16 protein-coding genes and 5 tRNA genes are annotated in these 21,136 nt (G+C 63.6%); 17 read left to right on the top strand and 4 right to left on the bottom strand.

The features are described from left to right. Nucleotides 1–238 precede the first annotated feature (238 nt). On the top strand, nucleotides 239–1,378 hold the full coding sequence (gene metK / locus HG800_RS18515) for a methionine adenosyltransferase (RefSeq protein ID WP_206352349.1): 1,140 nt from the start codon (nucleotides 239–241) through the stop codon (nucleotides 1,376–1,378). Nucleotides 1,379–1,854: 476 nt separating this feature from the next. Here metK and HG800_RS18510 read toward each other — a convergent pair whose 3' ends face one another. Then, nucleotides 1,855–2,967: a 6-phosphofructokinase gene (locus HG800_RS18510; protein WP_169978179.1), complete on the bottom strand. Its 1,113-nt coding sequence runs from the start codon at nucleotides 2,965–2,967 to the stop codon at nucleotides 1,855–1,857. 292 nt (nucleotides 2,968–3,259) lie between these two features. Between HG800_RS18510 and HG800_RS18505 the strand changes: the two genes are divergently transcribed. The 5 genes from HG800_RS18505 to HG800_RS18485 all read left to right on the top strand — a co-directional run bounded on the left by HG800_RS18505 (nucleotide 3,260) and on the right by HG800_RS18485 (nucleotide 7,455). Continuing rightward, entirely contained in the window at nucleotides 3,260–3,928 is a 669-nt protein-coding gene (locus HG800_RS18505; RefSeq protein ID WP_169978177.1) for a Uma2 family endonuclease, read from the top strand. A 27-nt stretch (nucleotides 3,929–3,955) separates the two neighbouring features. Further along, entirely contained in the window at nucleotides 3,956–5,212 is a 1,257-nt protein-coding gene (gene galK / locus HG800_RS18500; protein WP_235963779.1) for a galactokinase, read from the top strand. Between the two features lie 103 nt (nucleotides 5,213–5,315). After that, nucleotides 5,316–5,513: a hypothetical protein gene (locus HG800_RS18495; RefSeq protein WP_169978175.1), complete on the top strand. Its 198-nt coding sequence runs from the start codon at nucleotides 5,316–5,318 to the stop codon at nucleotides 5,511–5,513. A 57-nt stretch (nucleotides 5,514–5,570) separates the two neighbouring features. Continuing rightward, nucleotides 5,571–6,785, top strand: coding sequence for a selenium-binding protein SBP56-related protein (locus HG800_RS18490; RefSeq protein ID WP_169978174.1), 1,215 nt, complete (start codon nucleotides 5,571–5,573; stop codon nucleotides 6,783–6,785). A 58-nt stretch (nucleotides 6,786–6,843) separates the two neighbouring features. After that, the gene (locus HG800_RS18485; protein WP_235963778.1) at nucleotides 6,844–7,455 is read left to right on the top strand and encodes an SCO family protein; all 612 of its coding nucleotides are present in this window, start codon (nucleotides 6,844–6,846) and stop codon (nucleotides 7,453–7,455) included. 33 nt (nucleotides 7,456–7,488) lie between these two features. Here HG800_RS18485 and HG800_RS18480 read toward each other — a convergent pair whose 3' ends face one another. Further along, nucleotides 7,489–8,874: an FHA domain-containing serine/threonine-protein kinase gene (locus tag HG800_RS18480; RefSeq protein WP_315852058.1), complete on the bottom strand. Its 1,386-nt coding sequence runs from the start codon at nucleotides 8,872–8,874 to the stop codon at nucleotides 7,489–7,491. A gap of 218 nt (nucleotides 8,875–9,092) precedes the next feature. Here HG800_RS18480 and HG800_RS18475 point away from each other — a divergent pair, with 218 nt between their 5' ends. Further along, nucleotides 9,093–10,013, top strand: a complete 921-nt coding sequence (locus tag HG800_RS18475; protein WP_169978169.1) for a pseudouridine-5'-phosphate glycosidase — start codon at nucleotides 9,093–9,095, stop codon at nucleotides 10,011–10,013. 77 nt (nucleotides 10,014–10,090) lie between these two features. On the opposite strand, the gene HG800_RS18470 is transcribed toward HG800_RS18475, so the two are convergent. Further along, complete coding sequence (locus HG800_RS18470; protein ID WP_169978167.1) at nucleotides 10,091–11,962, bottom strand: hypothetical protein; 1,872 nt, start codon at nucleotides 11,960–11,962, stop codon at nucleotides 10,091–10,093. A gap of 334 nt (nucleotides 11,963–12,296) precedes the next feature. Further along, on the bottom strand, nucleotides 12,297–13,667 hold the full coding sequence (locus HG800_RS18465; protein ID WP_169978165.1) for a hypothetical protein: 1,371 nt from the start codon (nucleotides 13,665–13,667) through the stop codon (nucleotides 12,297–12,299). 702 nt (nucleotides 13,668–14,369) lie between these two features. On the opposite strand from HG800_RS18465, the gene HG800_RS18460 reads away from it, so the two are divergent. From HG800_RS18460 to rplK, 10 genes are all read left to right on the top strand, one after another. Then, entirely contained in the window at nucleotides 14,370–16,043 is a 1,674-nt protein-coding gene (locus tag HG800_RS18460) for a sigma-70 family RNA polymerase sigma factor (RefSeq protein WP_169978163.1), read from the top strand. Nucleotides 16,044–16,387: 344 nt separating this feature from the next. Beyond that, nucleotides 16,388–16,460 (top strand) — tRNA-Thr (locus HG800_RS18455). Between the two features lie 72 nt (nucleotides 16,461–16,532). Beyond that, nucleotides 16,533–16,614, top strand: a tRNA-Tyr gene (locus HG800_RS18450). Nucleotides 16,615–16,773: 159 nt separating this feature from the next. Continuing rightward, nucleotides 16,774–16,844: transfer RNA gene (locus tag HG800_RS18445), tRNA-Gly, on the top strand. A 225-nt stretch (nucleotides 16,845–17,069) separates the two neighbouring features. Next, nucleotides 17,070–17,142, top strand: a tRNA-Thr gene (locus HG800_RS18440). Between the two features lie 204 nt (nucleotides 17,143–17,346). Continuing rightward, the gene (gene tuf, locus HG800_RS18435; RefSeq protein WP_169978161.1) at nucleotides 17,347–18,558 is read left to right on the top strand and encodes an elongation factor Tu; all 1,212 of its coding nucleotides are present in this window, start codon (nucleotides 17,347–17,349) and stop codon (nucleotides 18,556–18,558) included. Between the two features lie 195 nt (nucleotides 18,559–18,753). Then, nucleotides 18,754–18,826: transfer RNA gene (locus HG800_RS18430), tRNA-Trp, on the top strand. A gap of 240 nt (nucleotides 18,827–19,066) precedes the next feature. Further along, on the top strand, nucleotides 19,067–19,591 hold the full coding sequence (gene secE / locus HG800_RS18425) for a preprotein translocase subunit SecE (protein WP_169978159.1): 525 nt from the start codon (nucleotides 19,067–19,069) through the stop codon (nucleotides 19,589–19,591). Between the two features lie 97 nt (nucleotides 19,592–19,688). Next, nucleotides 19,689–20,498 (top strand): transcription termination/antitermination protein NusG, encoded by an 810-nt coding sequence (nusG, locus tag HG800_RS18420; RefSeq protein ID WP_169978157.1) that lies wholly within the window; start codon nucleotides 19,689–19,691, stop codon nucleotides 20,496–20,498. 151 nt (nucleotides 20,499–20,649) lie between these two features. Then, nucleotides 20,650–21,075 carry a 50S ribosomal protein L11 gene (gene rplK / locus HG800_RS18415; RefSeq protein WP_169978155.1) on the top strand — a complete coding sequence of 142 codons (426 nt, stop codon included), beginning with the start codon at nucleotides 20,650–20,652 and terminating at the stop codon, nucleotides 21,073–21,075. Nucleotides 21,076–21,136 lie beyond the last annotated feature (61 nt).

The following is a 21,136-nucleotide window of genomic DNA, read 5'->3' as shown; positions in this document are numbered from 1 at the left end:
CTTGCTCGGCTGTGTGGCACTGGGCCCACGCTCAAGGCTGGCTTGGCTTTACAGCGCGACGGGGGCCTTGATAGACTCGCCCCTCAAGAACGGAGTTTGCAGCTCCCGAAGGGGGTACGCTTGCCCGATGGCCCCGTTGGAGGTGTGATCCGGTCCCCCGGCCCCGTCACTCGACCGCAGGAGAGGTCTGCCCGTGTCTCAGAATAATCGCTACCTGTTTACTAGTGAATCGGTCTCGATGGGCCATCCCGACAAGATGGCCGACCAGATTTCCGACGGCATCCTCGACGCGATCCTCGAACAGGACCCCAATGCCCGGGTCGCCTGCGAGACTCTGGTGACAACCGGCCTAGTTGTCCTGGCCGGCGAGATCACGACCACGGCGGTCGTCGATTATCCCGGCGTGGTTCGGCAGGTCGTCCGAGAGATCGGCTACACCTCCAGCGCCATGGGCTTTGACGCCGACACCTGCGGCGTGATGGTCGCCCTGGGCAAGCAATCGCCCGACATCGCCATGGGGGTCAACGAAGATTCCGCCAAGGGCAAGGAGATCGGCGCCGGCGACCAAGGCTTGATGTTCGGCTTCGCCTGCGACGAGACCCCCGAGCTGATGCCCCTGCCGATCGCCCTGGCTCACCGCATTCTGAATCGCCTGACCGAGTTGCGGCAAAACGGCACGATCCCCTGGCTCCGCCCGGACAACAAGAGCCAGGTCACGGTCGAATACGACGACGGCCGCCCGGTCCGGATCGACACCGTGGTTGTCTCGACCCAGCACAACCCCGGCGTCACCCAGCAGCAGATCCGCGAGACAGTGATCAAGGAGATCATCGAGCCGGTCTTGCCCAAGGACATGGTTAAGGGGGAGATCACCTACCACATCAACCCAACCGGCCAGTTCATCGTCGGCGGCCCGCACGGCGACGCCGGCCTGACCGGCCGGAAGATCATTGTCGACACCTACGGCGGCGCCGGCCGTCACGGGGGCGGAGCCTTCAGCGGCAAGGACTCGACCAAGGTGGACCGCTCGGCCGCCTACATGGCCCGCTATGCCGCAAAAAATGTGGTGGCCGCCGGACTGGCCAAGAAATGTGAAGTCCAGCTCGCCTACGCCATCGGCGTGAGCGCCCCGGTGAGTATTCACGTCGACACCTTCGGCACCGGAACTCTTCCGCACGATCAGATCGAGGCCTTGATCCGTGAGCACTTCCCGCTGACCCCCTCGGGCATCATCGCCCACCTTGAGCTGCGTCGGCCGATCTTCCGCAAGACCGCCGCCGGGGGCCACTTCGGCCGCTCCGAGCCCGAGTTCACTTGGGAAAAGACCGACAAGGCCGAGGCCCTCAAGCAGGCCGCCACAGCCTCAGCCATCGCCTGATTCGGCCTCGCCCCCCGCTCGCGACCGATCGCTCACCGCCCCGGCGTCCTCGCTCGCTCGACCGATCGAGGACACCGGGGCGATTCGTTTTTGCGCCTCGTTACATTAGACAAGACCCGGCGAGTTCCGTCACGACCCACCAAAATCCATGCAGTCACACAACCAAACCCCAATCACGCCAGACATGGCAGCCTCCTTCCAGCTCGCTCGATTAAGCATGATGAAAATACGATGTGTTTCTGGCTTTGATGTTGACGGGACCGACAACCACCTGACACAATGCAAGAGACTTACGAGCGATGGTTGTCGTGAGTCACGCTGTACCGTGTGCCACAATGCATGAGTGTTGAGCTTCTTTGAGTATGCTTCGCTTTGCAGCCTCGGTAGCGCAATCCGGCAACCGGCGAGAGTCCTGACCCCTGAGGGCTCTTGCCGGGGCCGGTGCCGAGGACCGTCGTACGGACGATCATGAGCGGTCAGTCGCCAAAGCTGATGCCCATGTCGCGGCCGGTCAAGATGGTGTCGCAGTCCAGGGGGACCGACTTCATGCGGTGAGTGGCGACATCAAGCGGGACATACTTGACCTCCGGCGGGTCGAGGGCGACCATTACGCCCGAATGGCCGTCGGCCAGGGTTCGTACCGCCGCTGCTCCGAAGCGAAGCGCCAGTAGGCGGTCCATGGGGACGGGGGGGCCGCCGCGAAGCAGGTGGCCCAGGACGACAACCCGAACATCCTTCCCTGTCGCGGCCCGAAGCCCTTCGGCGACCTTTTCGCCCATGCCGCCCAGACGCTCGACACGACCGGGTTCACCGGGGACGAGTGAGACTTCGCCTCCTTTCGGATACGCCCCCTCGGCCACCACCACGATCGAGAAGCGCCGGCCGATCCGGTCGCGCTCGACGATCTTCCGGGCCACCGGCTCCAGGTCGAAGGGAATCTCGGGAATGAGGATCGCATCGGCGGTAGCGGCGATCCCCGCGCTCATGGCGATCCAACCGGCGTAGCGGCCCATCACCTCGACCACCATGACCCGGTCGTGGGCTTCGGCCGTCGTGTGCAGGCGGTCGAGGCATTCCGTGGCAAAGGCTACCGCCGTGAGGAACCCGAACGTGAGAACGGTGCCATCGAGGTCGTTGTCGATCGTCTTCGGCACACCGATCACGCGCAGGCCATGCCGGCTCAGGGCGTGGGCAATCTCCATCGAGCCGTCGCCGCCGATGGCGATGACCGCATCGACGTTCTCGCCCAATCGCTCGGCCAGCTCGGCGCTGCGGTCGACCGGCACGATCGAGCCATCCGGCTGCGGTGTCGGGAACCTCAACGGGTTATTCTTGTTCGTTGTCCCCAGAATCGTCCCTCCCAGGTGGGTGATGCCGCGCACCCGGTCAGCCGTCAGGGGAATCAGACCACCATCGGGGAACCGCTCGGGGGTCAAGACGCCGTCGTACCCGTCCCGAATTCCGACGCACTCCCACCCTCGATTCAAGGCCGAAACGACCGCCGCGCGAATCACCGCGTTGAGCCCCGGTGCGTCGCCTCCTCCGGTCGAGATGGCAATACGCCGGATCGGGTTCCTTGAGATCGCCATCGTGCCGCGCTCCTTCTCGTATGATCGTTACGGTCGGATTGCGTCTCGACCGAACATCATTTCAAAAACCGCTTTTTCGTCGATGGATCACGACCTCTCATTCTACCAGGCACGGTTGTGTTGCGTCAGGATCGTCATTCCGGCAACCCGAGAGCGCGAAGCTCAACCGTCGGGAATGCCCCTCTTGATCCTGTGAAGACCGGGCCGGAGGCGCTGGGCAACGCCGAGGGGGTCATCGTACAATCAGAACAGGGATGATCCCCAGCCCCAAACCCGCGAGGGAGCCTCACGCGTGGCCACGTCGACCAGCCCCTCCACGATCGCCACCGACCCGCCAGAGACCATCGCCGAGCTGCTTCACCGCTTGGGCGACATCCCGGCCTCTCGTGTTCGCTTCCGGCCTGTGCCGGGTTCAGCTACGGAGGAGGACCTCCTTCGACTGCTCGATCACGAGAACCTTCCGTGCGAGCTAGTCGAGGGCGTGCTGGTGGAGAAGGCGATGGGCTACCGGGAGTCACTGATTGCAGGGCTGATCCTCACACTCCTGAACACTCACGTCCTGCCTCGCCGCCTGGGTTACGTCTCGGGGGCCGATGGAACCATGAGGATCATGCCCCAGCTCGTGCGGATTCCGGACGTGGCGTTCGTCGCTCGCGGCCGATTCCCCAGTGGCAAACTTCCTGACCAGCCGATCCCGAGCCTCGTGCCCGACCTGGCGGTCGAGGTTCTGAGCAAGAACAACTCCCGAGCCGAGATGGAGCGCAAGCTTCGCGAATACTTCGAGGCCGGGGTCCGCCTGGTCTGGATGGTCGATCCGACCACACGGTCCATCCGCGTGCATACCGGCCCCGCCTCCGAGCAATCCGTCTTGCTCAGTGAGGCAGAAATCCTCGACGGTGGCGAGGTCGTTCCGGGCTTCTCCGTGACTGTGGCCGAGCTGTTCCCGTCGGATGACGATTGACTCCCGAGTGATTCAGGAGGGGGACCGATGATGACCGCATCCGATCCGATCGAGCGTGCTCGGGCCGCCTTCCGCGAGCGCTTCGGCGCGGAGCCGACGAGCCTTGGCATGGCACCGGGGCGAGTGGAATTGCTGGGCAACCACACGGATCACAACAACGGTTTGGTCCTGGCCGCGGCCATTGACCGCACGACTGTTGTGGCTTGTCGGCCGACCCGGGGGCAGGAATCGTGGATTTACTCCGAAGCCTTTGACGATCTCTACGGCCTGCCGCTGCACGAGGACGTGCCAGACGCTCCCGGTGCCTGGGGACGCTATCTCCACGGGGTCCTCCAGGCCATGAGCGATCGGTTCGGGCCGCCTCAATCCGCGTTCGAGGCCACGATCGCCGGCAATGTGCCTCTGGGCGCGGGCCTCTCCAGCTCGGCGAGCCTGGAGGGGGCCCTCGCGCTGTGTTTGCTCAACGCCGGTCTGTTCGGCGAAGGGCAGGGGGGGGACTCCGCCTCGCTCGACGAACCGGCCCGGATGGCCCTGGCACAAACCCTCCGCGAGGCCGAGAACAAGACGGTCGGCGTTGCCTCGGGCTTGCTCGATTTCGTTTGCACCTTGCTGGGCAAACGTGATCATGCCGTCGCGCTCGATTGTTTCTCGCTCGAATTCGAACGGCTCTCGCTGGGCGATCCGAGCCCGGCGATCGTCGTCTGCGACTCGAAGACCTCTCGACACCTGGCCGACGGCAAGTACAACCAGCGCAGGGAGGAATGTGATCGCGTCGTCCAGTTCTTCCGCGAGCATCCACCGGCATCATCATTCTCTGATCCGTATCGGGAACCTCCATCGGTCACCTCGCTCCGTGACCTTACCCTCGCCGACCTGAATGCCTATCGCGATCGGCTCGACCCGGTTGGATTCCGTCGCGCGCGGCATGTCCTGACCGAGAACGAACGGGTCCGGCAAGGAATCGAGGCCCTGAGACGTGGCGACCTCGCCGGATTGGGCCGCCTGATGCTCGACTCGCACGCTTCGAGCCGAGACGATTTCGAGAACAGCTCACCGGCGCTGAATGCATTGGTCGAAGCGGCCGAGGCCGCGCCCGGATTTCTCGGTGGCAAGCTCTGCGGGGCAGGCTGGGCCGGCTGCACGGTCAATCTGGTTCAGACCGAGCAGGCCGACGCCTTCGCCGCTTCGGTGCTCGACGCATACGCCCGACGCACCGGCACCCATGTCGAGGTGCACGTCTGCCACGCGGCCGAGGGGGGAAAAGCAATCCATTCGAACGTGTGATTCTGGTAACGTGGGATACGGCCCTCCCTGGCACTGTCGTGCCCGGACGGGCCAGGCCAGTTCCCGGAAGGAATTGGCCAGAACTTCGATCGGAGGTTCCTCGATGACCCTGGTCAAGATTGGTGGAAGTTATTTGAATCTGGACATGATCACGGAAGTGCGTGACACCGGCATCGACATTGAGATCTTCTTCAACACCGAGAAGGCGACCATCCTGCGCGGAGGAGAAGCCGAGGCATTTCGCCGATGGCTCGATTCGATCGCCATCGTTCCCTCCGAGCACGTTGGCCCGAATCCCTGAGTCATCCCGCACCACAACGACCGTTTCCCTGCCACCTTGCCAAAGAGGGTTGAAACCATGTGTCGAATCGTTAGTTTTTGCGTGCAGATTCCTCGAATCCTGGCGATGATCCTGGTCGCCTCCGTCGCCAGTGCCGAGACATGCCTGTCGCCCTACGTCACGCGGCTCGATAGGCCCGAGAAGTATCTGTATGTCTTCTGCGTCGATGCTGATGCGCAAGAGAACGACTTCATCATCACCGTGGATGTCGACCAGACCAGCCCAAGCTTCGGCACGATCATCCATCAGCTCGACCTCGGTTCGAACGGCAACGAAACGCACCACTGGGGGTTTACCGACGATCGGACGCGGATCTGGGCCGGTGGCCTGTTTTCGAGCCGCATCTGGATCATTGACGTCGCAACCGACCCGGCCGCCCCCCGGATTGAGACCGTCCTGGACAATGTGACCGAACAGACCGGATTGTCGGGCCCGCACACCTATTACGCCCTGCCGGGCCGAATGCTGCTGACCTTCCTCGGCGCGGCCGATGGCGGCCTCCCCGCCGGAATGGCCGAATTCACCAACGACGGCCGCTTCATCCGTCGGATCGACCAGCCCGAGGAATCCCCTTACGGTTACGACGTGGCCGTGAAGCCCGAGTTCAACCGCATGATTTCCAGCGCATTTACACCCTTGCGCAATTATGAGAAACCGTTCCCGGAGATGAGCCTCAGTGACTTCGGCAACGAGCTGATCGTCTGGGATTTCAAGGAGCGGAAACCGCTTCAGGTCATGGAGGCCGGACTCGCCCCGCTGGAAGTCCGCTGGTCGCTCAAGCCCGAGAATGATTACGGCTTCACCAACTGTGCGCTCGACAATTCGATCTATCTGTTCAAGGGTCGCGGCGACGGCACCTACGAGGTGAAAAAAGTGGCCGATACCGCCGCCTTGCCTGCCGATCTGAGGCAGAGCCCCGACGATCGCTTCCTGTACGTCTCGTGCTTCGGCGGCGACGAGATCCAGCAGTGGGATGTGTCCGACCCCGAGAACCTGGTGCTGACCAGCACGGTGGTTCCCTGCGTCCAGCCGAACATGATGCACGTCACCAATGACGGCAAGCGCATGTATGTGACCAATTCCTTGCTCTCGACCCTCGACCGCTCCGAGAACTTCTGCATCCGGCTCGTCCGCATCGGCCCGGACGGAATGAAGGTCGATCCGTTCTTCGATGTCGATCTCACCGACTTCCCGACCGGAGCGGCCCGTGGTCATGACATGCTGATCAACTGATTTCACGCGCCGACTTGACCACCAAACGCGACATCGACCACAAACGGAGCACATGCAAATGCTCATTCATGGTGTCTGGCTCGTGATTAGCTCCTGTGTCACCTGGCTCGGCGTTCCGATGGCGCAGGCCGATGATTCCCGGCTGGCGGACATCGGCCCGGCACCGGAAACGGTGCTGGTCGATGCTCGGACCGAACAACCATTCCGCCTGGCCGACTTGCAATCGCAGGGCAAGGCCGCCTTGGTGAGCTTCGTCTACACGACCTGCAACGGTTCCTGCCCTGCCACCACGCACACGATGTACCGCGTGCAGGAGGAGTTGAAGCGTTGCGGGCTCTGGGGCGACCGCGTCGCCCTGGTGTCCATCTCGCTCGATCCGAAAACCGATCGGCCTGAGATTCTCAGCCGATACGCCGAGATCTTCGGCGCCGACCCCTCGGGATGGCACTTCCTGACGGGCGATCCGAAGCCGGTGTCCGAGGTCATCGCCTCGTGGGACATGTGGGCTCGGATCGGTCCCAGTGGCACGCTTGACCACCCGTCGCGCATCTTCCTGGTCGATCCGAACGGCCGGCAACGGGAAATCTACAATCTTCAGTTTCTTGATCCCGAGTCGGTCGTGTCCGACATCCGGCTTGTACTCGACGAAACCTCGACGGAAGCCCGCTAAGGGCGGAATTCCGTCGTGAACCCCAGCGCGGGATCAGCAGAAGGGCCGGAGTGCCTGGCGAAGTGCCGAGGCGCTGGGGAAGCGGTCGGCGGGGTCTCGGGACAGGCCCCGGTCGATCACGGCGGCGAGCTGAGCGGGAATCTCGGGGCGTCGCTCGCGGATCGGGATCGGTGTCTGTTCCAGGACGAGCTGCACCACGTCGATTCCTTCACCGACCTGATCGTGAATGAATTGACCGGTGAGCAGGAAATAGAGCGTCGCGGTAGTGGCGTAGATGTCGCCCGAAGGCTTGACGGTCTTGAAGTCGAGCATCTGCTCGGGGGGCATGAAGGGGATCGTCCCGCGCATCTCTCCAGAGAAGGTCAGGCCGGACAGACCGATGCTCCGGTAGCTTTTGGCCAGCCCGAAGTCGGAAATCTTGACCGAGAGCAAGCCGCTCGGAGTGCGTCCGATCAGGATATTTTCCGGCTTGATGTCCCGGTGCACGAAGCCCTGGCGGTGGGCGTGATCGAGCCCTTTGAGAATCTGAGCGGCCATTCGGCAGCCCTGGTCGATCGGGTACTGCCCGTGAGCCGCCCGAGCGATCGCCTCAAGGTTGCTACCGTCGACGTACTCCATGGCGAACCAGAAGCGACCGCCGGTCGTCCCCTGTTCCAGCCATTCGACAATGTTCGGGTGCTTCAGCTTGCTGATGACCGTCATTTCGCGGAGAAAGCGGTCGATGGCCGATCGGGCGGCGGCCGACTCGGGCACGATCAGCTTCAGCGCGACCTTGCGGCCGGTTCGGTGGTGCTGGGCCAGGTAGACGACTCCCATCGCGCCGCGTCCCAGTTCGCGGAGGGTCTTGTAATGCGGGACGGGCTGAGGGGTCATGGCCATCTCAGCCCGGCAGTTATCGCACAGCCAGTAAACCGACTCGGGGCCGGTCCCCTCGGGCCGGTCCTGAGCCACCACCGTGCCTTGCGGCGCCGAGATGCCGCAGCCGCCGCAGACGATCGGGGCGAAGGAGACCTGGGGCCGGTCGTGCTCGGCCGTGCCCACCTCGTCGGGGCGAAGCAAGCCCGGTCTGCCGCCCGAGGCCTCGATCTTGACCCGAAAGACGGTTTCCCCGGCCATGATTAGGTCGCCATGAACCAGCCGAGACCGCTCGACCGCTCGATCGTTCACGAACGTGCCATTGGTGCTTTGCAGATCGCGGAGCGTCAGGTCGCCTCCGCTGGTCACTCGTAGTTCAAAATGGTCTCGAGAGAGCGAACCATCCTCGGGGACCGAACCATCCACCAGCAGTGAACGGCCTACCACGAACGGCTCCGCGCGCTCGACCACGAACGCCTGGCCCGCTCGGGGACCCTCGACGATCTCAAGCACCACTCGGAAACTGTCGGATCGCTCCGGCATGGTTCGGGGCACAGCACTCACGCGTTCGGTCCGTTCAACTTTTGATTCGAAGCGGGCCATGATGCAGAATCCCTTCTACATCCACGCAAACAAATTCGCCTCTCGATGAATGGAGAAACCCTGCCTCCAGGAGATGAACCTGTCATCTATCTTACGGAATAAACCCCTCAATCGCCCGGAACATTTTCTGCAAGAAACTCCGATTCCCAATGACTGCATGAAGTTATGCGAGCAAACCAATGAACGCATTCACTGAAGCGATCGCCCCCGACATCGCCCACGCGTTGCAACACGGCCAGCCCGTCGTATCGCTGGAATCGACCCTAATCGCCCACGGGCTTCCCTGGCCCTCGAACCTGGAAACCGCCAGGCGATCGGAGCAGGCCGTGCGCGACGCCGGGGCCGTGCCGGCCACCATCGCCGTGCTGGACGGAAGGGTCCGGATCGGCCTCAGTGACACCGAGTTGACCCTCCTGGCCCAGGCCGACAACGTACTCAAGGCCGGCCGGCGCGACCTGAGCCCGGTCCTTGCCGGGGGCCGAACTGCGGCGACGACCGTCTCGGCCACGCTCTGGATCGCCCGATCGGCGGGAATCGGCGTGTTCGCAACGGGGGGCCTTGGAGGAGTACACCGCCGGGCAGCCGAAAGTTTCGACGTGTCGACCGATCTCGACGAACTGGCCCAGGCCGATGGATCGCTGGTCGTCTGCTCCGGGGCCAAGACCGTCCTCGATCTGCCTGCCACGCTCGAAGCCCTGGAAACCCGAGGAGTTCCGATTCTCGGCTATCAGACCGACGCCTTGCCCGCGTTTACGAGCCGGACGACCGGCCTTCCGCTGGAGCATCGGGTCGATGATCCGGCCGAGGCGGCCCAGGTGGTGGCCGTGCATCGACGGCTCGGCGTGCCCGGCGCGGTGGTCCTGGTGCAGCAAGTCCCGGAATCGGACGCTCCGAATGACGCCATCATGAATGCTGCCCTCGATGATGCCCTGGCCCAGGCGGACCGCCTCGGCATTACCGGCAAGCGGCTGACACCGTTTCTCCTTGCCCGAATCCACGAGACGACCCACGGCATGAGCCAGACGGCCAACGTCGCCCTGATCGTGGCCAATGCCTCGCTGGCCGCCCAGGTGGCCGTTGAACTGGCCCGGCGGGCCTGAGCGGGCCTCGGAGCCGGTTTCTTGTCCCGGCTCCGGGTGGGTGACTCGGCAACAGCGTCACGCCCTCCCGATCGAGGTCACTCGATCGGCGGCGGAGCTGGTCGCGAGGAATCGGATTCGAGGGCCGGAGCCACCGCCGGCGGCTCGTCCGATTCGACCGGGGGAACATCCGCCTCTGGTTCGACCGGCGGAACGCTCGTTCCAGGAGCCGGTGCCGGTGCCGGGGTGGGGTTCGGCCTCGCAACCGGTGCGGCCGCTCGGGGAGCCGCGGGGGCAGGGGGATCGACCTCGAACGAACGGAGCACGTCCTCAACCTGTTCGCGGAACTCGACGGGGGACCCTTCGGTCAGGCTCATCACTTCCAGGGCCGCGCCGTTGGGCAGTTGGATCAGGTAGGCCGAGGAGTACGCTCGGCCGGCATCCTGCACCGCGAAGGCTTCAGGCACATAGCTCAGGGGCAGTTCCAGGCGGTAAACCCGTTTGCCTCCCCATTCCGCCTCGGGCAACCAACCCTCGGAGCCCTGGCCAACCGTCACACCGGGAGGGGGAACCGATCGCCAGCCCTCGATCATCCGCTGCACGAACGGATCGGGGCGGAGCTCGGCCGGAACCTCGCCTCGGGGATGAAAGACGAAGGTCATGTGATCCGGCACCCCGTCAATCCGAACGCGCTGCAAGACGACATCCTCGCCGGCGCTCTGGTCGGCCGGGGCAGGGCGGTAATCCTGAGGGTGCTCGAACAGGAAACGGTTCTCCGGGTCTCGGAAGACGACCCAGGAATTCTGACGGGTCGGGACGGGCGTCGGGTTCGGCAACGGGGGAATCAGGCCGGGCGGGACGGTGCGCCGACGCTCCAGGTTCACCTCCCGAAGCTGGGTGGCCCGCATGCCGATCCGGCCGGTCGCGTCGGGCAGTTCCACCACGTCTCGTTGGGCGAGCAGGAGCCGGTTGATCGACCCCGGGACATCGAGCATCCGCGGTTCGAGCGTATTGACTTGGCCGTTCCCGGGGGGCTGATCCAACGTCGTTGCCGGGTCCACAAAGGCAAATTCGAGCTGAGCATTGACGGCCGTCATGGCGCTGATCAGTTGCACCCGACCGCTGATCCGAATCACCGCCCGGGAGTTCTGGTCGGTTTCGGTCGGGGGAATCAAACCCTCAAAGGTTGCCTCCAGCGTGCCATCGACGATCGTGTCTCCGAGAAGGGCCTCGGCCGCATTGCGGGGAACCCGCCAGCTCGACCCGACTCCCTGGTGCAGCGCCGATAGAAGGCCCGCCAGCTTCGGCACGTCGACCTGCTGGTACGCCGCGAACCCAAACTGCTCCTGGTTCAGTCGCGACGATCCGGGTAGGGTCAGGATCGTCGGCACCGGCCGCCCGTCATCCTGCAGCCAGAACGTCTGACCGGCCAGACCGACCGGCCCGAGGCTTGAGGTGTCGGGCACGCCGTCTTTGGTCAACTGGACCGTCTGGTAAGACCGAACCAGGGCCGATACAGTGCGATTTTCGATCCCGCCCACCTGTGCCGGACGTTCGACCACAATCACCCGAGACACCAGTTGCGTGCGCTCGGGAGCCTGACCGGGCTGTTCGAACGACCGATCAAGGCTCTCCACAAACGCGACCTGATACGGACCGATACCGCTGTCGTTGGCGTCGGGCGGGGAATAGGCTTCGATGAACCGATAGCGCCGACCGGTGTCTCGGCCAGGCTCACTCAGACCAGGAGCTGGAGGCTCCGCGAAGCCCGGAGGAGCCGATCCCGAGCGGCCGTTGTCCAGGCCCGGAGCGGGCCTTGTCGCGTCGATCGGCGGCGCAGGGCGCGCCCCTCCGACTTGCCAGGCAATCGCCGGCAGTGGCCCGAAGGCCAGCCCCAGGGCCACGATCTGCAAGAGTCGTCGTCGTACGGTTCGTCGGCCTCGCGCCAGCATGGTCGTCGTGCTCCTCATGTCCGATCTCCTCCGGTTCGAGTCCGAGCCGGTCCCCGACTTGGCGACCCCCGACGCTCCGGGATCGACATCAACAAAGAGAGGCTGGCGAAGGGGCACGGCGGGCGATGAACCCAAAGCCCTCCCCACCAGATCCGCACCGTCAATCCCCTCCGACGAACACCTTCCCAGGAATCCAGGACCACGTTCGAGAAACACCCGTGCCAACCATTCATGATCAAAATTGAGCATAGGCCATCAGGACATCGGGAAACAATGGCGGATTCGACCGAAACACTGAAACGCCGAGGGCCTCGACCGATTCCCTCCGTCCCGTCCCTGTCCCCCGGAGGACTCACCGCACCTCCGGCAACCAGCGCAACGAGCCGATCATCCGTTGATCGAGACGGCCAAAGCGCTCGACCTCGGAAGCTCGAAGCGTGAAGATCGCCACCACCTGACGGCCCTTCGTATCGGAAACAAGATAATAGTACCAGACAATCGGCTCCTCTCCCTGTCGACCTGCCATCGCCAGTCGGTAGCGGAACTCACCATCGGGGGCGGCCACGCTCCCGGCGTCAATCATTCGGTCGAACCGATCGCCCAGGGCCTTCCTCACGTCGTCCCGGAACCGCTCGGCCTTCGGCTGGGCTCCCGGCTCGACGGTCGGCCCGGCCACGAGATTCGCCTGCACGACCACCGTGCCCGTCTCAACCCGCCGCAAAACGACCTGCCGATCCTCCTCAGAGAAGACATGCCAGGCCCGGTCGTGCTGAAGCGCATAACGTCCATCGGGGGCCGTGTACGAGAGCAAGAGCCAGTCGTCGGGCAGCCGATCGGGGACCTGCGGGGCCGCCTCCTCGGCCGCTTCGACGGCTGCCTCGCTCCGCTCGATCCGAATCGTACTGCGAAACTCCAGGCCCGCCTCAACCGGCCCCGGCTTGCGGCGCTCATCTCGCTCAATCGTCACCGAGGCGAGTCGACTGGCCCGGCGATCGAAGCGGAACGACCCGGTGATCGTCATCTCTCCCTGACCTCCCAGGACCGCTCCGGTAATGGAACCCGCCAGATCGACCTCGGCCGACTCCTCACTCACCGATCGAAGCGTCGCCTCCACCGTGTTCGAGGCCAAAACGTCGTAACCGCTGATCGACCGGGCGACCGCCTCGGGAACGGGCCAGGAGTCTCCAGGAGCCACCTTAGCCTCGGCTTCGGGCAGGAGCCCGAGCACGTCGATCGGGTCGGCCGGAATCCGCAGCAGATCCAGCTCCGCCCGCGTCAAGGCCCCCTGAGGACTGGCGATGACGGCCCCGGCGTTCGAGTCGTTCCCTCGTTCGACGATCAGCGAGGAGACCTCGGGCCGAAGGGCAATGGTCTGCGGTCGAATCGGTTCCGGGCCCCCAATCGCCACGCTCGCCTGCCCGACCTGTCGCCAGAGTCGCGTTGGGAGCCCTTCGGCATCGACCGCAAGCACCTGGTCGAGCGCCTCAATTTGGGTCGAAACGGTCAACTCGATCGGGGCGACCGGCGCGTCCTCGGTCCCCTCTCCGGGCAGGTAACGCCCCTCGGCTTCCAGCGAGGCCCGCACCCCGATCCGATTCCCCGCCTCCAGACGCTCGACCAGCGCCACCGGATCGTCCTCGGACGCCTGAACCCCGAAGGACCAGATCATCCCGATCGCCAAAGCGACCCCCGAGAGTCCCACGAGCCGGCGTCTGCTTCGCATCCCGATCACGCTCCTCCCGCCTTCCCCGTTCCCGACGCCCCCGAACCGACTCGGATCACCGAGCGATCCTCCCTTGGCTCGACACGACTCGCAGACCACGTCTCCCATATTCCCTCTCCTTATGTCTTCGAATTTCGACCGCACGACCGTCGTTTCCCGAAAATTTTCCGGATTTTGCGTCGCAAACCTGCATGCAGGCACGAATAGCATGTGCCAGGCGCTTCCGCGCCTCGGTCATGATGCACCAGGGAAACGTGCCGCCACGGGTGTCAAATCGACATCGAGCTCCTGACATAATGTACACGCAATCGGCCGCAACCTCGCTTCCCCGAGCCACCACACATTGACGCAAAGTCTTCTTTTACAAGAACTTGAAGCACCATTCAGCGAGCCCATGCAGATTCGTCTTCTCACCGGGTACATCGTTTGCGGAGTGTTGATCGAGGCCAATTCAGCCTTGACACTCGGGTTTTGGGGCGAACTTCGCCTCGCTCAACGCTCTCTTGAGGGTACAGACGAAACGTAGGGTTCTCAGGGAAGAATCCGTGTTGCAAGCCGAACTCAATGACGGGTTCCGTCGAAAACATGAAGAGACGGAACCATTGTCACGGCCGGAAGCGTCCGAGCTATTGAAGTCGTCTGCATTGATTGAGATCAGTCCTCAGCCGGGATTGCCTTTTGCCGCCCGGGAGCGAAGCAGGGATGAGCCAGTCTTATCGCCACCCAGCATTGCGACAGTTGATGGAACAGCAAACGCGCTCGGCCACCCGAGAGCGTCGGCTGGAGCAACTGGACCGCGCCGAGCGGCTGCTGGCTGAGATCGAAGGCAGCAAGGTTTACCCCTTCGAATTCCTTTGCTACCGAATCACCGGCTACCGGGCCGATTCCTCCTCCTTGCTGACGATCAATGGTCGCGATGTCCGACATGATCTTCGACTCTACGTGGAAGACCTGTCGCGCACCGTCGGGCAGCCGGTCGACGAGGCCACCGAGCCGGTCCTGACCGTCGAGGACGTGAGCCGACGCTACCGGGTCTCGACCCGGACCGTCAATCGCTGGCGACGCCAGGGGCTCGTGGCCCGCCACTTTCGGGTCGAAGGTCGCATCAAAGTCGGTTTCCTGGAATCCAGCTTGGATCGATTCGTGTCGGAGCACCGCGAACAGGTCGATCGCGGGACTCGTTTTAGCCAGTTGTCCGACGCGGAGCGCGACGAGATTATCCGACGCGCCCGCCGCATGGCTGCGGTCCGGCAGGCCAGCCTCGCCGAGATCGCCCGGAGGATTGCCCGTAAGATGTCCCGCTCTCCTGAGACCATTCGCATGACGTTGAAGACCTACGATCGGGAGCATCCGGACCGAGCGATCTTCCCCGGCTCGACCGGCCCGCTCGATCCCGAGGCCCGCGCCCAGATCTACCGGAAGTTCCGCACCGGAACTTCCGTCGAGATCCTGGCCAAGCAGTACGGCCGAACCCGGTCGAGCATCTATCGGGTCCTCAACGAGCTTCGCGCCGAACGCCTGCTCGAAATGAAGCTCGAGTACATGCACAACGAGAGCTTCGACGACCCGAAGGCCGCCGCCGAGATCCTCGCCGACATGCCCGTGCCGGCCGACGGCAAGCCCCCCCGCAAGGTCAAGGCCCCGAAGGGTTTGCCTCCGTACCTGGCCAGCCTGTACGAGGTTCCCTTGCTCTCCCGAGAACAGGAAGCCCACCTCTTCCGGAAGATGAACTTCCTGAAGTACAAGGCCCACCTGCGCCGCGAGCAGCTCGACCCCCACAAGGCCAAGACTGCCGAGCTCGACGAGATCGACCGTCTGCAAGACGAGGCCCTGGCCGTCAAGAACCAGATCATCCGGGCCAACCTCCGGCTGGTCGTCTCGATCGCCAAGCGGCACGTCGGCCCCAGCAACAACTTCTTCGAGCTGGTCTCCGACGGCAACATGTCCCTGATCCGTGCCGTCGAGAAGTTCGACTACGCCCGCGGCAACAAGTTCTCCACCTACGCGAGCTGGGCGATCATGAAAAACTTCGCCCGCACGATTCCCGAGGAAAACTACCGCCGCGACCGCTTCGTCACCGGCCATGAGGAGATGTTCGAATCGGCCGCCGACGGCCGGATCGACGAGCACGAGTACGAGGTCGCCCACCGCCGTAACGTCGAGGCCGTTCAGGGGATGCTCGGCCGCCTCGACGACCGCGAGCGGCGGATCATGATCTCCCGATACGGTCTCGACGGCTCCCGCGAAATGACCCTCGAACAGCTCGGCAAGGAGCTGGGCATCACCAAGGAACGCGTCCGCCAGATCGAGTCGCGGGCCCAGGAAAAACTCCGCCGGATCGCTGTCGAGGAACGCATGGAACTGCCCATGTTTTAACCATTGCCCGACGTGATCCGTCTCCTGACGCGACGCAAGTTCCTCAACCCGCCGGGAACGTCCCATCGTTCCCGGCGGTGTTCGTTCCCGAACCCCAAAAGACGGATCGCCAAGGCAACGAACCGAATCAGACGCCTCCGTGTCTGGTCTCTCAATGGGCATGACCGCTAAAGGATCGGCCGTGCCCTTGCTCCCCCTCGATCGGGCGCGTTAGCATGAGTCTGAGGGTGATTTCAAGGCGAGAAGCCACGCTCCGAATCGATTCCAACGATTCAAAGGAGAAAACCGCTTGCAATCGACCTGAAGTCACGGTAAATTCTGACTTTTCCGCTGCCCGGAATTTCGCTGGCGTAGCTCAATTGGCAGAGCAACGGTCTTGTAAACCGTAGGTTGTGAGTTCGACTCTCACCGCCAGCTCTGCCGGATCGCGTCGCCGCGATCCGGGTTGGCTGGAAATGACAAACGTTCGCAGTGGACACAGTGACGATCGGGTGGTTACCCAAGCGGTCAAAGGGGCCAGACTGTAAATCTGGTGGCACAGCCTTCGCAGGTTCGAATCCTGCACCACCCATTTCGGCCATCAACACTCAACGAATCGGGCCGCTCGCATGTACGACTGGCCGTTCACGAGTCGGTCGAAATGCTGAACAGGATCGACCAAAGGAGGATTCGCCGCCATCGCACCAGCTTGCTCGATTCGCTCTCGCTCCCGGCGCATCCTGGCTCCCCTGCGGGTGTAGCTCAATGGTAGAGCCCCTGCCTTCCAAGCAGGCTGTGTGGGTTCGATTCCCATCACCCGCTCTCCCGATTCGCCCTCGATCGCCCGAGCGTCCCTCTGTGTGGGTCATGCCCCGAACCACCTGATCCACACCGTGACAAGCCGAATTGACCCGCCTTGCTGCGAACCGGTTGCGAGAACCCAACCCCGAACCCCGATTGATCGGATCTGAACACGAGGATTGCTCACGAGAGACTCACCCCCAATGCCTTGACGCGAGAGGACTCCCGTCATCGCACCCCTTTATTGCTGCCGTGGCTCAGTCGGTAGAGCGCGTCCTTGGTAAGGACGAGGTCGTGGGTTCGAATCCCACCGGCAGCTTTCCCAGTACGAAGCGTGATGACCCGGATCGGTTCTAGTTCTTTTTGTTCGAGCACCGATTCCAACCAAGGACCGCGCCGTCCGACGCCCGGCGGAACCCGACCCCGGTTCGGGACGCGGCCGACCACCGCCGGACCTCGCGGGGCGACGGGCTGATACCCCCCAACCTCGCTTTCCAGAACCAGGAGACGACGGGAAGCACCGATGGCCAAGGAAACCTTTGTTCGCACGAAGCCGCACGTCAACGTCGGCACCATTGGGCACATTGACCACGGCAAGACCACGTTGACGGCCGCCCTCCTGGCCGTCCTCGGCGCTCGTGGCGGTGCGCAGTCCAAGTCCTACGCCGACATCGCCAAGGGTGGCACCGTTCGCGACGCCAGCAAGACGGTCACCATTGCCGTCTCTCACGTCGAGTACGAGAGCGAAAGCCGGCACTACGCCCACATCGACTGCCCGGGCCACGCCGACTACATCAAGAACATGATCACCGGTGCCGCCCAGATGGACGGCGCAATTCTGGTGGTCTCCGCCGCCGACGGCCCGATGCCCCAGACCCGTGAGCACATTCTGCTCGCCCGTCAGGTCGGTGTACCCGCCCTGGTCGTCTTCCTCAACAAGGTCGACCTGGTCGACGACGAGGAACTACTCGAACTCGTCGAGTTCGAACTGCGCGACCTCTTGACCCACTACAAATTCCCCGGCGACGAGATCCCGATCATTCGCGGATCGGCCAAGCCGGCGTACGACAACCCGTCGGACGACACCGCTGCCAAGCCGATCCTCGAACTGGTCGCGGCGATGGACAGCTACATCCCCGAGCCGGTCCGGGACATCGACAAGCCGTTCTTGATGCCCGTTGAGGACGTCTTCTCGATCAAGGGACGTGGCACCGTCGGCACCGGCAAGATTGACCGCGGCATCGTCAAGGTCGGTGACAAGGTCCAGATCATTGGCTTCGGCGCCAACATGGACACCACCGTCACCGGCGTCGAGATGTTCCAGAAGACCCTCGACGAAGGCCGGGCCGGCGACAACGTCGGCTTGCTCGTGCGAGGCATCGAAAAAGAACAACTCGAGCGCGGCCAGGTCATCTGCAAGCCGAACTCGATCACCCCGCACACGAAGTTCGAGGCCGAGGTCTACGTCCTCTCGAAGGACGAAGGTGGCCGCCACACCCCGTTCTTCAAGAACTACCGGCCGCAGTTCTACTTCCGGACCACCGACGTCACCGGCACCATCGTCAACCTGCTGTCCGAGGACGGCAGCGAAGCCGAAATGTGCATGCCGGGCGACAACATCAAGATGACCGTCGAACTGATCGCCCCGATCGCCATGGAGGAAAACCTCCGCTTCGCCATTCGCGAAGGCGGTAAAACCGTCGGCGCCGGTGTCGTCACCAAGATTCTTGAGTGACAACCCTCGAACGCCGAACCCTCGGCGCTTCGATCACTTGATGATGAACGAACTCCTTCATCCCGGCCGACGCCTCGCCTACCCCGGCGATCCGCGTCGGCCGGGATGTCCGATGGATCAGGGACAGCGGGGTTTCCCCTCTCTGGCCCAAATCTTCCCCGGGACGATCTGACCCCTCGCCCCGGTTTTTTCCGTACGAGCGTAGCTCAACTGGTAGAGCACCGGTCTCCAAAACCGGGGGTTGGGGGTTCGATTCCCTCCGCTCGTGCTTCGTGTCGTTGTCTTCCTTGGGGGCAAGCCCGTATCTTCCAGACCCACCTCCGGACATGCCCTCCTCGCGTGTCGGATCGTCGGGCCTGCGACGTTGCGGAGGTCAGACCAGATCGTCGACCCCTTTGCCGATCCCCTGGGAAGAGTTCCTCGTCGCGAACACCAGAACCCCACAGTGGGCTTCCGTCTGCAGTCAATTCAAGAGCGGCGTGATCGCGTCCTCGGGAGGGTCGGGCGAATGGGCAAGGTGAGGGATGATGCAACCGAGTCCCGCGCGTCGAAGCCTGCGGACAAGGCAGCCCGTCGCAGCAGTGGCAAGAATCAGTTCTTCGCCACCCTGTTCAGCTCGACACTCTACAAGCCGATGCAAGGCTGGCACGCCCGGCTCTGGACCGGCATCGCCATGGCGGCCATCCTCCTCGTCGGCGTCACCCGGTTGTTCGCAACCCTTGATGGCACCGAGATCTATGTCCAGTTCGGCATCTGCGGTGTTCTGGCTGCGGCCTTCGCCTGGCTGAGCTTCCGGATGATCCACTACCCGCCGTTCGCCGATTTTCTTATCGCCACCCAGGCGGAGATGAACAAGGTCTCCTGGATCAGCCGGAGTGACCTGAAGCGGGCCACCGGCGTCGTCCTGGTGACCGTGCTGGTCATTTCGTTCTACCTGTTCGCGATTGACAATGTCTGGATGATTTTGCTCAACCAGATCGGCGTGCTCGACGTCTCGGCCGGAACCGGCCAGGCGATCGGCTCGGCCGGCTGATCTTGGCGGACCCGAGCGCGGCACGACCGCACCTCACGCAACCGCATACTCGCTTGCTCCACTCGCTCCGAACCGAACTCCCACCCCCGACTGCCGGATGAGCACGACGCCCGACGAATACGACGAGCCGCCCCTCGAGCCCGAGTCAGGCCCGCCGTCGGAGCCGACCGAACCCGAATCGGGCTCGGTCGTCGGCCCATCAAACCTCTTCGAAGTCGAGGAATCCGCGCCCGACGGCGGTCCCCCGGCCGGGAAGACCTCTGGGCTTCACGAGTCCTCGGACGAGGCCGAAACTGCGGCTGAGCACTCGGCCGACGACACTGATGACGACCAGAGCGTTTCCGTTCCGGTCGACGACGAGGATGACGAGCCCCCGCCCGAGCTGGTCTGGTACGTCTTGAAAGTTCAGAGCGGCCGCGAAGATACGATCCGAGACGCCCTCGAACGCCGGGTCAAAATCCAGGACCTCGGGCGCTTCTTCGGCCAGATCGTCGTCCCCAAGGAAAAAGTCACCGAGATCCGCAACAACAAGAAACGGACGGTCGAACGCAAGAGCTACCCGGGCTACATCATGGTCCACATGGAGCTCAACGAGAAAACCTGGTTCGTGGTCCGGGAAACGCCCGGTGTCGGTGACTTCGTCGGCGCCCATGGCACCCCGACACCCATGAGTCAGGCCGAGATCGACAAGATCCTCAAGCCCGAGGAACCGGGCGAAACCAAGGCCGTTCCCAAGATCGACCTCGAACGTGGCGACCGCGTCAAAATCAAGGAAGGCTCCTTCGAGAACTTCGAGGGGACGGTCGAAGAGGTCATCGAGGCCCGTGGCCTGGTCAAGGTGATGATCATCATCTTCAACCGGCCCACCCCCGTGGACCTGGAATACTGGCAAGTCGAACGAGTCTGAATCTCTGACGGAGTAGGCAGCAGGCAGGAGACGGTCAGCAGTAGGCCGTGGCGACCAGCGCACCACGGCCGATCGCGCAAGCTTCCCCCTTGTCGTTTCTTCTTCTCTCTGCCTACTGCTTACTGCCTACTGCCTGGAGTACGAGAGAGCGATGGCGAAGACAGTCACGGCCAAGATCAAGCTGCAATGCCCCGGTGGGCAGGCCACCCCGGCCCCCCCGGTCGGCCCGGCCCTCGGTCAGCACGGCGTGAACATTGGGCAATTCGTCACCCAGTTCAACGACCGGACCAAGGAGATGAAGGGGACCACCATCCCCGTCGAGATCACCGTTTACAACGACCGATCGTTCGAGTTCATCACCAAGAGTCCACCCGCCGCCGTCCTGCTCAAGCAGGCCGCCGGCATCGCCTCCGGATCGGCCGAGCCCCACAAGACCAAGGTCGGCTCCGTCACCGCCGATCAGGTCCGCAAGATCGCCGAAACGAAGTTTCAGGATATGAACGCCCGAGATATCGACCACGCCATGCGGCTCATCGCCGGCACGGCCCGCAGCATGGGAGTTGAGGTCAAGGGCTGATCAAGTTCGATCCTCCCCCCTCGATCAACGGCCCCCACCGGCACCGAGGCCCGCAGCCTCG

It is taken from the genome of Tautonia rosea, from assembly GCF_012958305.1.
GTDB lineage: Bacteria > Planctomycetota > Planctomycetia > Isosphaerales > Isosphaeraceae > Tautonia > Tautonia rosea.
This window is presented reverse-complemented; position numbering and strand designations above follow the sequence as displayed.

Bases quoted from the DNA above. Each gene is read 5' to 3' on its own strand.
- metK (WP_206352349.1), top strand. From the start codon at position 239: ATGGGCCATCCCGACAAGATGGCCGACCAGATTTCCGACGGCATCCTC.
- HG800_RS18510 (WP_169978179.1), bottom strand. From the start codon at position 2,967: ATGGCGATCTCAAGGAACCCGATCCGGCGTATTGCCATCTCGACCGGA.
- galK (WP_235963779.1), top strand. From the start codon at position 3,956: ATGATGACCGCATCCGATCCGATCGAGCGTGCTCGGGCCGCCTTCCGC.
- HG800_RS18495 (WP_169978175.1), top strand. From the start codon at position 5,316: ATGACCCTGGTCAAGATTGGTGGAAGTTATTTGAATCTGGACATGATC.
- HG800_RS18490 (WP_169978174.1), top strand. From the start codon at position 5,571: ATGTGTCGAATCGTTAGTTTTTGCGTGCAGATTCCTCGAATCCTGGCG.
- HG800_RS18485 (WP_235963778.1), top strand. From the start codon at position 6,844: ATGCTCATTCATGGTGTCTGGCTCGTGATTAGCTCCTGTGTCACCTGG.
- HG800_RS18475 (WP_169978169.1), top strand. From the start codon at position 9,093: ATGAACGCATTCACTGAAGCGATCGCCCCCGACATCGCCCACGCGTTG.
- HG800_RS18470 (WP_169978167.1), bottom strand. From the start codon at position 11,962: ATGAGGAGCACGACGACCATGCTGGCGCGAGGCCGACGAACCGTACGA.
- HG800_RS18465 (WP_169978165.1), bottom strand. From the start codon at position 13,667: ATGCGAAGCAGACGCCGGCTCGTGGGACTCTCGGGGGTCGCTTTGGCG.
- HG800_RS18460 (WP_169978163.1), top strand. From the start codon at position 14,370: ATGAGCCAGTCTTATCGCCACCCAGCATTGCGACAGTTGATGGAACAG.
- tuf (WP_169978161.1), top strand. From the start codon at position 17,347: ATGGCCAAGGAAACCTTTGTTCGCACGAAGCCGCACGTCAACGTCGGC.
- secE (WP_169978159.1), top strand. From the start codon at position 19,067: ATGGGCAAGGTGAGGGATGATGCAACCGAGTCCCGCGCGTCGAAGCCT.
- nusG (WP_169978157.1), top strand. From the start codon at position 19,689: ATGAGCACGACGCCCGACGAATACGACGAGCCGCCCCTCGAGCCCGAG.
- rplK (WP_169978155.1), top strand. From the start codon at position 20,650: ATGGCGAAGACAGTCACGGCCAAGATCAAGCTGCAATGCCCCGGTGGG.